13 protein-coding genes are annotated in these 13,572 nt (G+C 68.1%); 3 read left to right on the forward strand and 10 right to left on the reverse strand.

The genetic code is table 11. From position 1 onward, the window contains the following. Window positions 1-50: 50 nt before the first annotated feature. The 5 genes from M8859_RS26250 to M8859_RS26270 all read right to left on the reverse strand — a co-directional run bounded on the left by M8859_RS26250 (window position 51) and on the right by M8859_RS26270 (window position 4,234). On the reverse strand, window positions 51-581 hold the full coding sequence (locus M8859_RS26250) for a flavoprotein (RefSeq protein WP_249644944.1): 531 nt from the start codon (window positions 579-581) through the stop codon (window positions 51-53). Between the two features lie 265 nt (window positions 582-846). Continuing rightward, a complete protein-coding gene (locus tag M8859_RS26255; RefSeq protein ID WP_249644945.1) occupies window positions 847-2,082 on the reverse strand; it encodes a helix-turn-helix domain-containing protein in 1,236 nt (411 codons plus the stop codon). 104 nt (window positions 2,083-2,186) lie between these two features. Next, window positions 2,187-2,672: a hypothetical protein gene (locus M8859_RS26260; protein ID WP_159926135.1), complete on the reverse strand. Its 486-nt coding sequence runs from the start codon at window positions 2,670-2,672 to the stop codon at window positions 2,187-2,189. After that, window positions 2,639-2,812 (reverse strand): hypothetical protein, encoded by a 174-nt coding sequence (locus tag M8859_RS26265; RefSeq protein WP_159926133.1) that lies wholly within the window; start codon window positions 2,810-2,812, stop codon window positions 2,639-2,641. Before M8859_RS26265 ends, M8859_RS26260 begins: the two co-directional genes overlap by 34 nt. A gap of 186 nt (window positions 2,813-2,998) precedes the next feature. Next, a complete protein-coding gene (locus M8859_RS26270; protein ID WP_159926131.1) occupies window positions 2,999-4,234 on the reverse strand; it encodes a helix-turn-helix domain-containing protein in 1,236 nt (411 codons plus the stop codon). Window positions 4,235-4,657: 423 nt separating this feature from the next. Here M8859_RS26270 and M8859_RS26275 point away from each other — a divergent pair, with 423 nt between their 5' ends. From M8859_RS26275 to M8859_RS26285, 3 genes are all read left to right on the forward strand, one after another. Beyond that, window positions 4,658-5,116, forward strand: a complete 459-nt coding sequence (locus M8859_RS26275; protein ID WP_249644946.1) for a DNA-directed RNA polymerase subunit beta — start codon at window positions 4,658-4,660, stop codon at window positions 5,114-5,116. Continuing rightward, window positions 5,113-5,337 (forward strand): hypothetical protein, encoded by a 225-nt coding sequence (locus M8859_RS26280; protein WP_159926129.1) that lies wholly within the window; start codon window positions 5,113-5,115, stop codon window positions 5,335-5,337. Before M8859_RS26275 ends, M8859_RS26280 begins: the two co-directional genes overlap by 4 nt. 385 nt (window positions 5,338-5,722) lie before the next feature. Then, window positions 5,723-7,957, forward strand: a complete 2,235-nt coding sequence (locus M8859_RS26285) for a serine/threonine-protein kinase (protein WP_249644947.1) — start codon at window positions 5,723-5,725, stop codon at window positions 7,955-7,957. A gap of 19 nt (window positions 7,958-7,976) precedes the next feature. Here the strand turns inward: M8859_RS26285 and pip are convergent, their stop codons facing one another. The 5 genes from pip to mptB all read right to left on the reverse strand — a co-directional run bounded on the left by pip (window position 7,977) and on the right by mptB (window position 13,518). Further along, window positions 7,977-8,960: a prolyl aminopeptidase gene (gene pip / locus M8859_RS26290; protein ID WP_249644948.1), complete on the reverse strand. Its 984-nt coding sequence runs from the start codon at window positions 8,958-8,960 to the stop codon at window positions 7,977-7,979. A gap of 40 nt (window positions 8,961-9,000) precedes the next feature. Further along, entirely contained in the window at window positions 9,001-9,975 is a 975-nt protein-coding gene (locus M8859_RS26295) for a COX15/CtaA family protein (protein ID WP_159926123.1), read from the reverse strand. Window positions 9,976-10,041: 66 nt separating this feature from the next. Then, a complete protein-coding gene (locus tag M8859_RS26300) occupies window positions 10,042-10,833 on the reverse strand; it encodes an ABC transporter permease (protein ID WP_159926121.1) in 792 nt (263 codons plus the stop codon). Then, window positions 10,830-11,762: an ABC transporter ATP-binding protein gene (locus M8859_RS26305; RefSeq protein ID WP_159926119.1), complete on the reverse strand. Its 933-nt coding sequence runs from the start codon at window positions 11,760-11,762 to the stop codon at window positions 10,830-10,832. Before M8859_RS26305 ends, M8859_RS26300 begins: the two co-directional genes overlap by 4 nt. A gap of 73 nt (window positions 11,763-11,835) precedes the next feature. Continuing rightward, complete coding sequence (gene mptB, locus M8859_RS26310; protein WP_195071338.1) at window positions 11,836-13,518, reverse strand: polyprenol phosphomannose-dependent alpha 1,6 mannosyltransferase MptB; 1,683 nt, start codon at window positions 13,516-13,518, stop codon at window positions 11,836-11,838. Window positions 13,519-13,572 lie beyond the last annotated feature (54 nt).

Here is a 13,572-nt window from a genome sequence, read left to right on the forward strand (position 1 = left end):
CACGCTTTGTCGGCACAACCGAGCGGCGTGGTGTCCAGCGGCGGTGCGAGTCAGTTCGGATGGTCGGCGCTGGTTCGGCGTGGATGCCCGAGGAGCGCTTTCCAGGCCGCCTGCCATGGGAAGTGGGGCAGACGCGCTTCCCCGGTGCCTCGCTCGTGCGGTTCACCCTCACCGATCACGATGGTTACGCCCCAATCGGACAGCTTGCGCAACCCCTCCTGAATGGCGGGAAAGCTGATCTGCGCGCGATTCGAGTAAGGCACGCCCACGATCGGCAAACCCTTGCCGAGCCCTTCGACCAGCAGGCCGAGCAGAAGCGTATCGGATATGCCCGCAGCCCATTTCGCGATCGAGTTGCCGGTGAGCGGAGCGGCGATGATGCCGTCGGCGGGCGGCAGCACATCCGGCGTGCCGGGTTCCTTGTACTCACTGCGCACGCGATAGCCGGTTTGCGCCGCGATCGCGTCGGCGTCGATGAACCGCGTGCCGGATGGCGAGGCGATGACGCATGTGACCCAGCCATCTGCTCGAGCCAGGGTGATCAACTTGCCGACATCACGTGCGGCGGGCGAGCCGGTCACCAGGGCGTACAGCACGGGATTTCCATTGGCGTCCACGGGATCATGGTGTGACGCCCGCGTCGCGCGCCCAGCTCGACCACAGCCCCGCTCCACCCTGCCGTGCTCATCCGACCGGCGCATGCCGCCGCGGGCCACCGGCGGAGGCGGCGAGGCGGGCTTCCTCGCTGATGATCACGTCGAGCTCCGGGCCAGACGCCCGAAACGGGTAGTCCCCGTGAGTTTCCCGCGGATCGCAACTGTTCCGCCGGAGCTGAGAGAGGGTGTGTCAGGTGGGGACGGCGCCGATGCGTTTGGCGAGGCGGCCCAGGTCGCCGGTGGTGAGGTCGCGGCGGGCGGTGCGCATCATGTGGCCGACGAGTTCGCGGACGTGGGTCATGCCGCGGATTTGTTGGGGGGCGATGTGTTCGGCGCGCAGCAGGGCGTGCAGGGAGTTGCGGTAGTCGCGCCGGAGGGCGTGGGCGCGGCCGATTTCGACGAAGTATTGGGCTCGGCGGCCTTCGGCGGGGATTGTCTGGGGGTCGAGGGTGGGGGCGAGTTCGAGTACCTGTCCTGGTTCGCGGCGTTCCATGGCTGCCGACATCCGCCACAGAGTGACGTTCGCGGCGTCGAACGTCGGGTTGCGCAGAGTCGCGGTTTCCGGGGGAACTTGAGCAAGGCGGGTCACTTGCTGGCGCGCTTCGTCCAAGTGATCGGCGGGGTCGCCGCCAAGTGCGGCGGTGACGAGGGCGGCTTGTAGATGCAGCATGCCGAATGTCTCGATCTCGCCGCGGCTTCGCACATCCGAACCAAGGCGCTCGGCAACATCGGCCGCGCCGTCGAGAGCGGCTTTCAGTGAGCCTGGGCGCGACAAAAGGATTTGGCTTCGGGTGAAGGCGGCGGTCGCTGGACCTGATGTGCCACCGATGTTCGCGGTTGCGTACTCGATCTCCTGCGACGCCGTCCAAGCCAACGCCGGATATCCCCGCGCCTTCAACGACGCGGCTGTCGTATATGCCGCCGCCGCGAGTACGTCCCACGCGACATCACGATCGGCTCCGGTCGAATCACGGGTGCGTCGATAGCAGTCGGTCAGCAAAGGAGGCAACAACGGTCCGAGCGCCGCGTAGTCGCACGCACGGCGCAGATGGGCGGCATGACGTGCTGTTGCGGCGAGGTCCTCGAGGCTGCGGGGCGGCGCAATCGGGGTGCTGTCGCCCCGGGTCCAGAGGGCGGTTTCGATAGCGGGCACTGCGGCATGGAATCCGGCCGACGACGGGTCGAACCGGTCGTCCTGGTCGCCGGTCAGGTCACCGACCGCCACGCCGAGCGCCTGGGCGAGTGCGTGCAGAGTGCGCCGGGAGTCGATGGGACGCTCGCCGTTCTCGTACTTGGCGATGGCTCCCCGGCTGACGCCGACGCGGTCGGCCAAGACTTGCTGCGAGATCCCCCGCCGTAGGCGAATGGTGCGCACTCGACGGCCGATGTACCGGCCTTCGTCGTCCTTCCCCAGATCTTCGCTCATCGGCTCTCCCTCGCCGGGTGCTGATCGAAACCCCATGCTAGAGGTAGGCTGCTGCACCCCACCCCGCAAAGCGGTATGACTACCGGTGCATCGGGTACCTCGATTCAGCTGGATTTCAGTGTGAAGACCATCTGAAAGTCAGCGTGACCAGGGGAGACGACGTGTCCGTTGGTGGCTTGGAACGCGCAGTCCATGATCAGCTTGTACCGCTTGTCGAGCTGCAGGTTCTTGACCACCGAATGCCATCGGTAGTCCTTCGGGATGGCACTGTGGTGATCGGTGTAGTTCGCTACACCCTCGACGTAGGCGCCGCACGCCATGTCGCCCACGATCAACCCCTGTACATAGGGCGACAGCGTCAAGGACCAGATCAAGCGATTACCGCCATCAGGTTGCTGGAACGAATAGACGGCGTCCCCGGTGAAGGTGCCGTGTTTTCCCTCGTATCGGTAACTCGTTGCATGGGGCGTGAAGTCGGCATAGCCGGGGACGGCGTTCGCCGGAGCCGCGGCAGCGACGAGGACGCCCATCGCTGAAGCCGAGGCGATCACGAGGGTCAGTTTCTTCGATGGACCGATTTGGCGCGGCATGTGAATTCCCCCTGTGGAATCTGCTCGATATCGACGTCGACCGGCAGACCTTCGGCGATTGTGGTGATGTTCAAATCACCGCAGGCGTCCGACAGGTGGAACCATACGAGCGTGCTGTCGGCGTCATCGAGCTTGATCACGCCGGTACCGTTCCCCGGCTTCCAGCGCCATACAGTTCCGCTTTGCATCGTTTCCGTCTCCTGTCCCGTCGTACCCGGTCGATTGCAAGGATCGCTCAAAATCTTGTGTACTGCGAAGGATTTGATCTCGGATGAGCAGGCGCGGGTTTGTCGATCTAGTGTGTTTCGTCGGATTCGGGGGAGTTGTCAGGTGGGGACGGCGCCGATGCGTTTGGCGAGGCGGCCCAGGTCGCCGGTGGTGAGGTCGCGGCGGGCGGTGCGCATCATGTGGCCGACGAGTTCGCGGACGTGGGTCATGCCGCGGATTTGTTGGGGGGCGATGTGTTCGGCGCGCAGCAGGGCGTGCAGGGAGTTGCGGTAGTCGCGCCGGAGGGCGTGGGCGCGGCCGATTTCGACGAAGTATTGGGCTCGGCGGCCTTCGGCGGGGATTGTCTGGGGGTCGAGGGTGGGGGCGAGTTCGAGTACCTGTCCTGGTTCGCGGCGTTCCATCGCCGCAGACATCCGCCACAAGGTCACGTTCGTCGCGTTGAAGGTCGGGTTGCGCAGGAGGGCGGGGTCCGGGGTCGACCGCTCGCGCCGGGCGACTTGCTCGTCCGCCTCGTGCAAGTGGTCGGCCGGGTCGCCGCCGAGTGCGGCGGTGACGAGTGCGGCTTGCAGGTGCAGCATGCCGTAGGTTTCGATTTCCCCCAGCGATCGCACATCCGGTGCCAGCCGCTCGGCTGTGGCCGAGGCGTCATGGAGGGCGGCAGGCAGAGTCCCGGGACGGGCGAGGAGTATCTGGCTTCGAGTGTAAGCGGCTGTCGCCGGACCCGATGTGCCGCCGATTTTTTCGGCCGCGCGTTCGATTTCCTGCGCCGCTGTCCACGCCAGCGCGGGATACCCCCGGCGCGATGCCGACTGGGCCGTGAGATAGGCGACCGTGGCCAGCGCGTCCCAGGCTCGGTCCCGGCCTGCGCCGGTCGCCTCGCGAGTATGGCGATAGCAGTCGATCAGCAGAGGGGCGAGCATTGGACCAAGCGTGGCGTAGTCACATGCACGCCGCAGTTCAGCAGCGTATTGCGTCGCAGCGGTGAGTTCGTCCAGACTTCGCGACGGGGCGGCGGTCGTGATGTTCCCGTGCGTCCAGAGCACGGTTTCGATGTCGGATACCGCGGAGTGGAACCCGGCGGAGATCGGATCCAGCCGATCCTGCTGGTCGCCGGTCAGGTCACCGACCGCCACGCCGAGCGCCTGGGCGAGTGCGTGCAGAGTGCGCCGGGAGTCGATGGGACGCTCGCCGTTCTCGTACTTGGCGATGGCTCCCCGGCTGACGCCGACGCGGTCGGCCAAGACTTGCTGCGAGATCCCCCGCCGTGCGCGAATGGTGCGCACTCGACGGCCGATGTACCGGCCTTCGTCGTCCTTCCCCAGATCTTCGCTCATCGGCTCTCCCTCGCCGGGTGCTGATCGAAAACCCCATGCTAGACGCGTTGCCAGGTGTCCCGCACCGGGACAGCGCGAGTTTCGCTGCCCGCCAAGCTTTCTCGAGCACTCGCCCTGACACGGGCCGACCATGCGCGCGGCGCGTCGGCGCGCCGCACATCGGTTGCGCTCGCCCGGTGGGTGCTCACAACGAACGAGCAGGGGAAGGCAAAGTGATGCGGGGAAAGGTTTTCGCGTGCGCGCGGTACGACATGTCCGTGGAACCGGACGCTGACGACATCGTGGTGCGGCCGGTCGCCGACCGGTGCCGGCATGAGGTCGGCGCGAGCTGCGCAGCCGGTTTGGAGCTCGAGCCGGGTTCGGCGCTATGGCTACTGAGTTGCGGCGCGTCGGCCGCGGCGGAGAGCGCGCGGTGAGCGCGCGGTGAGCGAACCCACCGATCCGGCGGCCGACACCCCGGTCAGCCGGTGCCGCTTCTACCGGCAGTGCGGACTCGCGGCGGCCGTGCAACTGGAGCTCGGGCGCATCATCGTGCCCGCGGGCCGGGTGGGTGCGATCACCATGCCCGCTCGTCTCGGTCAGGAGGTGAAGGCGCTGATGCAGGTCCGGCGGGCGGCGCTGGGGCCGATCATCTCGCATCCGCGCTCGAAACGCTGGACCTATCTGGTGCGGCCGGACCTGCCCGACGAGGTCGGCTTGTTCGCCGAACTGTTCCGCCTGGACGTGTCGGTCGCCCGCTGCGGTGCGCAGATCGCGCTGCCTTCGCCCGCCGACCGGTCACCGTGCTTCCGGGTGTGGATCGAACCGCCGCGCGACACGTTCCGGCCATCGGGCTCGGTCGTGGTCGCGGCGATTCGTCAGCGCACAGGGCGCCGGTGGTGACCGCGCCGGACCAGCCGTCGCCACGGCCGGAGGAGAACGATGTCCACCTGTCGGTCCAATTCCATGATGTGCGTTTGGATTTCGCGGCCTGCGCGACCGCCGCCGCGTTGTTCGTCAAGGAATGGCGTTCCCGTCACTACGAGGATGCGGTGACGGTGCTGCCGGATGATCCGACCGGTCTACCTCGCCTGCCCAACGAGAGGCTGTTCCTCGACCCGTGAGGGTGAGCGGGAGGTGCACGCGGCTGCGGCTTCCGAGCGCCGAGGTGGACTCGGCGGGAAGTCGCGCTGCGATCGGTGTCTGGACGGTTGATCGGTTCCGGAACGTGGGTCGCGGCGCAGGCGGCGCGTTGGCCGGTTCAATCGTCGAAGACGGCAATGCGGGTGCTGCCGCCGGCGAGGCTGTGCTGTGAGTGAGCGAGTCAGCGAATTATGTGCAACGTAATCAATCTGTAGGTCTCGCGCAGATGCAGCGCCTGCCCCACGCGGAGCGATACCCTGGAACAGGGGAATTCAACGTCGAGGAGCGGATGTGAAACACCTACAAGGCAAGGACGCATCGTGCGAAGCCGCCGTTTGATCGACCACGGCTGATTCTGAGCTACCGATGCGTGAGCCGATCGATCTGGCCGATGCGGCGGAACGAACCCGTGGGGCGCTCGCCGCCGTCGTGGCGCAGTTCGCAGAGGCTTGGGCGTCCGGATCTCCACCCGACCTGTCGGCCTACCTACCTCGGGACCGAGCCGAGCGGCGCACGATCCTGATCGAATTGATCAAGGTCGACCTCGAATATCGCTGGATTCGCTACGACTTCCCAAAGCGGCTGATCGACTACCGCGCGGAATTCCCCGAGCTGCGAAACGGGCCGTTTCCGGCCGACCTGGTCTACGAGGAATACCACGCCATGCGCCGCGGCGATCGTGGAAGCGATGCCGCCGACCTGACCGCCACCGCCACGGCGGCCGCTGGTGAACTCGACCGGCTCACCAGCGACTACCGCAGCACGATGATCGCCCGCCCGGGTGCGCAAATCGCGCTCGACGCCATCGACGTCGGCGACCAGGTCGACGATTTCGACCTCCTGATGAGGATCGGGGTCGGTGCGTTCGCGCAGGTGTATCTCGCTCGCCAGCAATCGATGCAGCGACTGGTCGCGGTCAAGATCTCGCACAACCACGGCAACGAGCCGCAGACGCTCGCGCAGCTGGACCACGACTACATCGTGCGCATCTTCGACCAGCGACTCATCGCCGACGGCGAACTGAAGCTGCTCTACATGCAGTACCTGCCCGGCGGAACACTGCTCGACGTGCTGCGCTTGTCGCGCGCGACGCCTCGGGACCGGCGTGGTGGGCAACTGCTGCTCGACGCCGTCGACAAGGTACTCGCCGACAAAGGCGAGGTACGGCCGACGGAATCAGCCGTTCGCACCCGGATCGCCGCACTGACCTGGCCGGAGACCGTCGCCTGGCTCGGCCGCCGACTCGCGGACGCGCTGCAGCACGCGTCCGAACGCGGGGTGCTGCACCGGGACATCAAACCCGCGAACGTGCTGTTGAGCGCCGAGGGAATTCCGAAGCTGGCAGACTTCAACGTCAGTTTCAGCGAACGGGTCAAGGGCACGAGCCCCTTGGCGTACTTCGGCGGATCACTGGCGTATATGTCGCCCGAGCAGTTGGCAGCCTGTCATCCTGACCTGCCCGGCACCGCCGCCGACCTCGATACTCGAAGCGACATCTTCGCGCTGGCGGTCATGCTGTGGGAGTTGCTCACCGGACGCCGCCCCTTCGTGGACGAAACCTCCGCAGGCGAGTCGGAGACATCGCTGGCCCGCATGATCGAACTGCGGCGCAGACCCGTCGAGCCGAAGTTCCTCTCGGAGCTTCCGCCGGATTGCCCGGTCGCGCTGCGCCGCGTGCTGTTGAAATGTCTGTCACCCGACTGTGCGGACCGCTACTCGTCCGGTGCGGAACTGGCCCAGCAGTTCGACCTGTGCCTCGAGGAGAGGGCCCGCGATCTCGTCTATCCGCCGCCGAACAGCTGGCGGCTACGACTTTCCCGCTGGCCCACCCCCGTCCTGTGGTTGTCGTCGCTGGTCGGCGTCGGCCTGGCCACGATCTATATGGCCGCGCACGTGCAAGAACTGCTCAGAGAGCGTCTGTCGGATGCCACCAATTGGCAGCTCAACATGGGTGTCTACATTTTCGTTCTCATCGCAGGCCCGCTGTCCATCGTCATCTACGTATTCATGTCCCGTGATCAGCTCGCGGTTCTTCGCGGCTTGCGCGAGGGCAGACGCTATGACGACGCTCTGCTCGCGCGGGTGCGGGCGCGAACACTGTTCTGGGGCGATATGTGTGCGCTGAACACCTTCCAGACCGGGCTGACGGCCACCGTGACGGGGGTGTTCCTGTGCCTCTGGCTCACCGACCTTCCGGCGCGGCTGGTGATCCACGCGGCGATGACGGTTTTCATGGCAGCCGTCATCTCGGTCGCCTACACGTTCTTCCTGTCGACCTTCTACATCGTCCGCTCCGTCTATCCGGTCTATTTGCGCTACAGCCGCCCCACGGCGCACGACTCCGGCCGTATTCGCGCACTGCGTCGAAGAACCACGATCTATCTCGCGGTCACCGCGTCCGTTCCGGTGGTCGGAGTGCTGGCCGGATTCAGCCTGCTCGAACCCGAGCAGGAGCTTCCGCTGGTGCGCGATTCGGTCCTGGGCCTGTGCGCGGTCGGCGGACTCGCTTTCGTCGCCGTCTATTGGCTCTACCGGACGCTCGACGCGGATCTGCGCGCGTTGCAGCGGGTGGTCAGGGGACCGGTGGCGGGCGTGCGCTGATCGGCCGCGCCGGTGGAGCCTATGTGGCGAACCGGGCGATCGCGCGCAGGACGGCGGCACCCATGGCCGAGCTGCCGGTGTGCCCCGAATCATCGATGACCTGCAGTTCGGATTCGGGCCATGCTCGGGCCAGCTGCCAGGCGGTGTACAGCGGGGCGCTCAGGTCGAGCCTGCCGTGGATCAGCACGCCCGGAATGCCCGTCAGCCGGTGCACGTCGCCCAGCAATTGCCCGTCCTCCAGCCAGGCCGCGTTGGCGAAGTAATGCGTGCAGATCCGGACGAACGCCAGTCGCGCGGCGTCCGGCTTGGCGCTGTACTGGCCTGGGCTGCCCAGATTCTCGTGCGCGATCACCGCGTCCTCCCAGGCGCACCACCGCAGCGCGGCCGCCTCGCGGGTCGGGGCGTCGGGGCTTTCCATCAGTCGGCGATAGGCGTCGACGAGGTCGCCGTGACGGTCGGCGAGCGGAACGCCCGTGCGGAAGGTCTCCCACTGTTCGGGCAGCAGCCGGGCGAGGTCGCGGTAGAGCCAGTCGATTTCCTCCTGCCGGGTCATGGTGACCCTGACCAGTACGATCTCGCTGACCCGCAAGGGGTGGCGCTGCGCGTAGGCGAGGATCAGCGTCGCGCCCCAGGAGCCGCCGTAGAGCAGCCAGCGTTCGATACCGAGGTGTTCACGCAGCCGTTCCATGTCGGCGATCAGGTGCTGGGTGGTGTTGTGTGTCAGATCGACCGCGGGGTCGGAGGCGTGCGGCAGGCTCTCCCCACAGCCACGTTGATCGAACAGGACGATTCGGTATAACGCCGGGTCGAACGTCTTGCGCGATCCGCGCCCTCCGCCGCCGCCGGGACCGCCGTGCACCACCAACGCCGGTTTGCCGTCCGGGTTACCGCTGGTCTCCCAGTAGATCCGCTGGCCGTTCCCGACGTCCAGCAGTCCGCGGGCATACGGCTCTATCTCGGGAAAAGGCTGCGGTGCATCGGAATGCGGGTCAGGCCTGGACACGATCGACAACGCTACCGCCGAGTGCGGCGGTAGCGCTCGCTCAGGCGGCCTGCGTCGCGGCGTCCGCCTTCGGGACGGCCACCCGCTCCCGGGTGTGCAACGAAGCCCACAGTGCGGCGGTGGCGGCGGTGCACGCCGCGGCCCCGCCCACGTGCACCACGACCAGCGCCGCGGGGACGTCGGTGAAGTACTGCACGACTCCGACCAGCGCCTGCGAGCAGACCACGCTGAGCAGCACGAACAGGCGGGTGCGCACGGCGGGCGTGATGCCCACCGCGAACAGGCCGAAGGCGAGCCCGACCAGCAGCGCGAGATACCCGACCAGCAGTTGGGAGTGCAGATGCACCAAGGTGACAATCTCGACCTGCAAGCGCTCCACCTGTCGCTCGATGCTCTTGTCGCCCGCGTGCGGACCGGCCGCGGTCACCAGAGTTCCCGCGATCAGCACCGCGGCGAGCGCGACCCCGGCGAGCACGGTGAGCCAGCGCAGCGGCGCGGGCGCCCGCACGGTGTCGACGCCGTCGTCGGGTTCGCCGATCTTCGCGTACAGCACCACCGCGAGCCACACCATGACCATGGACGCGAGCAGGTGGGTCGCGACGGTCCACCACAGCAGTCCGGTGCGCACCGTGATGCCGCCGATGATCGCCTGCACGACCGTGCCGCCGGGCATCAGCCACGCGTACACCAGCACCTCACGGCGGCGGCGCGCCCGGGTGACCGCGAGGACGATCAGCCCGGCGAACAGCGACACCACGAAGGTCAGCAGCCGGTTGGAGAACTCGACCGCCTGATGGATGGCCGGGACCTCCGACACCGCGACCGGCGTGAAGCTGCCCGGGAAGCATTGCGGCCAGGTCGGGCAGCCCAGACCGGACGCCGTGACCCGCACGACGGCGCCGGTGACCGAGATACCCGCCTGCGTCAGGATGACCGCCAGTGCGGTCAGGAGCTGCGCCCGCAACGAGGGCAGCGGCAGCTTGTCGACGAGTCGCAGGAACGCGCGATACAGCACGTCGCACATGGTAGCCCCGCCGGATCCGGGGGCGGCACCCGGTCTACTACCTTTTGTCGTTGAGCCTCAGTGGAAGCGGAACAGCCGGGTGGCCGCCACGCCCGCCACGAGGCCCCACACCGCCAGCACAGCCAGCCCCAGCCAGTCGACGCCGGTGTGCATCGCGTTCTCCAGGGCTTCGGCCAGCGCGCCCGAAGGCACCAGCCGGGCGAGCACGCTCGCCACGGCGGGCAGGTCGTCGGCCGCGAACACGATGCTGGCGACGCCGAGCATGACGAACCACAGGATGTTCGCCAGCGCGAGCACCACCTCGGCCTTGAGGGTGCCGCCCAGCAGCAGGCCCATCGCCGCGAAGGTCGCGGTGCCGAGCGCGATCACCGCCGCTCCCAGCAGTAGCCCGGCGGGTTCGGGCCGCCAGCCGAGCGCGAAGCCGATCACGCCGAGCAACACCGCTTGCAGCACGACCACGATGAGCACGGCCGCGCTCTTGCCCGCGATGACGCCCCACCGCGGCAGCGCCGTCGCGCCCAGCCGCTTGAGCGCGCCGTAGCGCCGGTCGAAGCCGACCGCGATGGCCTGACCGGTGAACGCGGTGGACATGACGGCCACCATCATCACCGCGGGCACGATCTTGTCCACCCGGTGCGAGCCGAGGTCGCCGAACGGCAGCAGGCTCAGTCCCACCAGCAGGGTGATCGGGATGAACATGGTCAGCAGGAGTTGTTCGCCGTTGCGCAGCAACAGGATCAGCTCGAGCCGGGTCTGCGCGAACAGCATCGCCGCGCGGCTGCTCGGGCGCGGCCCGGGGGCGAAGGTGCCCGGCGCGAAACGGTTGGCGTTCCGGTCGTGCTCGCTCATCCGCGCAGGTCCCGTCCGGTCAGTTCCAAGAAGACGTCTTCCAGCCGGCGCTGGTCGATCCGGATGTCGGTGGCCAGCACGTTCATTCGCGCGCACCACGCGGTGACGGTCGCGAGCACCTGCGGATTGATCTCACCCTCCACCAGGTAGGTGCCCGGGGCGGTCTCCCGGGGCGCGAACCCTTCCGGCAGGGCGTTCGCCAGCAGCTCCAGGTCCAGTTTGGGCGGCGCGCAGAACCGCAGCTGCCCGGCCGCCCCGTGCGCGGTGACCTCGGCCGGCGTGCCCGAGGCGACGATGCGACCGTGGTCGATGATCACCAGCTGGTCGGCCAGCTGCTCGGCCTCGTCCATCATGTGCGTGGTCAGCACGACGGTCACCCCGTCGCGGCGCAGGGCATCGATCAGTTCCCAGACGATCAGCCGGGCCTGGGCGTCCAAGCCCGCGGTGGGTTCGTCCAGGAACACGATCTCCGGCCTGCCCACCAGCGCGCAGGCGAGGGCGAGCCGCTGCTGCTGCCCGCCGGAGAGGCGGCGGTAGGGCGTACGGCGGTTGTCTTGGAGGCCGAGGGTGCGCAGCAGCCAGTCGGGGTCGAGTGGATCCGCCGCGTAGGCGGCCACCAAGTCGAGCATTTCACCCGCTCGCGCACCGGGATACGCGCCGCCGCCCTGGAGCATGACCCCGATGCGGGGACGCAGCCGTTCGGAATCGGAGATGGGGTCCAGGCCGAGTACGCGCACCGTGCCCGCATCCGGGGTGGCGAAGCCTTCGCACATCTCCACGGTCGTGGTCTTGCCCGCGCCGTTCGGGCCGAGCAGCGCCAGCACCTGCGCCGATTCGACCTCGAACGTCAGGCCGTCGACGGCTGTGGTGGAGCCGTACCGCTTGACGACGCCGTCCACGCTGACCGCCGGTCCGGAAGCTGTGGTCACGACTCCGCCTCGTCCGCGCTCGGCTGCGTCGCACCCGGTGGTGCTGTGTAGATGGCTCCCTCGCCACGCTCGGTCACGATGTCACACCGTAAGAGGTGGGCACCTGTGACGGAGCCGACACCCCCGTCTGCCCCCGCCACGGCAGCGAGTTGCGGGTGAGCGCGATGAACAGCACTCCGACGATCACGGTGGCGATCGCGGCGCCCACGATCTGGAACACCTCCAGGTCGGCGCCGCGCGGCATCAGGATGACGCTCACGATCGCCGAGAACGCCACCGCCGGAACGCGGAACACCGGCCGGGTCGCCCACGCCGCCATCGGCACGATCGCCCACAGCAGATACCAGGGCTGAACCACGGGGAACAGCAGCACGATCGCGCCGAGCGCCACGCCGAGCGCGCCGACCGGGTGCAGTCGCCCGGTGCCGGTGGCGACCAGCATGCGCACGGTGAAGAACCCCGCGACCACCGCGGCGATCGGCCGGGTGATGCTCAGCAGCGCGGTGGTGTGATCGCCGAGCCCGAGCAGCACACCGCCGAACCCGGTGATGATGCCGAGCACTGTCGGCAGTGACATCCAGCTGCGGACGACGCTCGCGGTGTTCAGCGTGTAGATCCACCCGAAGCCGAGACCGCTCACCGAACTGATGAAAAGCGTTGTACCGATGGCGATGGCGCCGAGCATGGCGGCCGCGACGGCGACCGTGCGGAGCGAGGCGCCCCAGCGCCGAGCCAGGGCCATGCCGACGAACCCGAGCACGATGATCGAGGTGAACTTGATCGTCGACGACAGGGTGATGATGATCGCCCCGCTGATCAGCCACGCGTAGGCGCGGCCGTCGAACGGGTGGGTGTCCTCGATGGCACGCAGGCAGAACTCCAGGCCGGCCAGCATCAGGCCGAGCATCAGCGCGTCGTTGTGCACGCCGCCGACCAGATGGAACAGCACCAGCGGGTTGGCCGCGCCGAGCCACAGCGCGCTCACCGGCGCGACGCCGCAGCGCACCGAGAGCCGCGGCAGCGCCCACACGATCAGCGCGACGCCGCCGAGCGCGAGCAGACGGTGCACCCAGACCCCCGCGATGATGTTGTCGCCGGTGAGTTCGGCGATACCGCGGCCGACCCAGAGGAACAGCGGACCGTAGGGCGCGGGGGTGTCGCGCCAGATGGTCGGAACGTTGTTGGTGAGAACGTTGTCGATCCCGAGTCCCGCGACCGGGCCTTCCTCGTAGGGATCGATGCCGCGCGCGGCGATCTCGCTCTGCGCCAGATAGGAATAGACGTCGTTGCTGAACAGCGGCGGCGCCACACTGAGCGGGATGAGCCACAGCAGCAGCGTGCGGTCCAGCTGCGAGCGAGTCAGCCGGTGGATGGGGGAGCCGCCGATGCCGCCGACCGCGAACCGGCCCAGCAGCAGCCAGGCCAGCACGACGACGACGGTGCCGGTCATGCACATGGCCAGCGAGCCGGTGTGGGCGCGGGCGAAGATGCCGAGCACGCGGACACCCGAGGTCGGATTCTGGTGCACCGGCTGCGCGCCGATGCCGAGCGCGCTGATCGCCATCAGCACCGTGCCGGTCGCGCCCATCAGGCGGATCCGGTCGAGCTGCGCGAGTTCCTTGCGGTCGAGACCGGGCACCTCCGACTCGTCCCGGTGCAGCACCGCGATCGTGTGATCGGCCGCGGGCACGTCGAGTCCGAGTGCCCGGCGCCCGAACGCCAGTGTCCTGCGCCGCGCGCCCTCCAGTACCGCCACGCAACGAAGCCTAGTTCCAGCGGCGGCGCCGCACCGCGCACGGACCCCGCTCGT

This window comes from Nocardia sputi (assembly GCF_023501985.1).